At 54.2% G+C, this 1186-nt stretch carries 1 protein-coding gene; it reads right to left on the bottom strand.

The window, feature by feature from the left end; translation table 11 throughout:
* Positions 1–10: 10 nt before the first annotated feature.
* Positions 11–973: an IS110 family transposase gene (locus FIV38_RS29790; RefSeq protein ID WP_092232475.1), complete on the bottom strand. Its 963-nt coding sequence runs from the start codon at positions 971–973 to the stop codon at positions 11–13.
* Positions 974–1186: the final 213 nt, after the last annotated feature.

Here is a 1186-nt window from a genome sequence, read left to right as displayed (position 1 = left end):
GTGGGAGATTCTATGTTGCAGGTAAACCCTGCAACCTTAAGTTCGGTTGGTATTCGCTCTGGTTTTTCATCAGCGCGAATGCCACCCGGCAGAGCTTGCGGGCGAGGATTACCAGGGCTTGGGTCTTTGCCAGTCCTCGGGCCAGGTAAGACTCGTAGTACGGTTTCCAGGTCGCAGATCGGCTAGCGGCCATCGCTGCGTTGTGAGCAAGGCGCCGCAACTCTGAATCGCCCTTTTTACTCAAGTGCCGAGGCCCGGCCTTTTTTCCGGAGTCTTTTGGTCTCAGATCCATCCCCAAGAAAGCGATGAATGCATCGCCATTGGCGAACTGACCGCGCATGAAGGCTGTCGCTAGACCAGTAGCCGTAAGATCACCCACTCCCTCAATGGCTTTGCAGCGCTTGATATTTTCGGTGATGCCCGCCTCTTTGCTGACCTTGTGCAGCAACTTCTGAATGACCTGCTCAGCTTGTTTGAAGGACTTTAGCTGCTGGGCCAACTCGTCTTTCAAAAGCGGTTCGCCTGACCAGCTCAGTGTGAGGCTTACACGCAAGTTGATAAGTTCTGCACGTCGGTGTAGCAAGCTTTTCAATAACTTGTAAGCCTGCGGAGGTGGACTCCAAAGCCGTAGCCGTTTCTGCTCACTGCTCAGGTAGCGCGCTAATAAACGTGCATCACAAGGGTCGGTTTTCGCCCGCTGGCCAATGCTTTCGCGGTAATGGCTCAACCGATAAGCGTCTACAACGTAAACCCGATGTCCTATTTCATGGGCGAGTTCAGCTGTGTCCAAGTGGTAAGTGCTGGTGGCTTCCAGGGCAATTGAGCTGTTGGCAGGTAATGTGTTGAGCCAGCGGCCAAGAGCATCGCGGTCGTTGGCAATGGCTTGAGTGGCGTTGAGGTCTTCGCGGTAGGCAACGATTTCGGCCTTGGCCACATCGATACCCACAACCGTTGGTGAAGTAAGGATTGTCATAACTAATCCTCGGAGCTAGGGTTTAAGGGCTTGTCGGGGTCTATCCCAGCGCTGGCTTGCCTCTATTGTCGGTTTTCCCGATGAATTCCTTATCGGCGCTTAGGGTAGAAAGGGCGGGACGAGAAGTCTCCCACGGTCCGTACTGGCTAGAGTCGGAATCGGGCTTTTAGTCGCCGCCCACCCCTTCAAGTCTAAACATACAAGCGGGCTTGC

The organism is Pseudomonas proteolytica, assembly GCF_007858275.1.
Lineage (GTDB): Bacteria > Pseudomonadota > Gammaproteobacteria > Pseudomonadales > Pseudomonadaceae > Aquipseudomonas > Aquipseudomonas proteolytica.
Note: the sequence above shows the minus strand (reverse complement) of the source record. Positions and strands in the feature narration are given on the sequence as shown.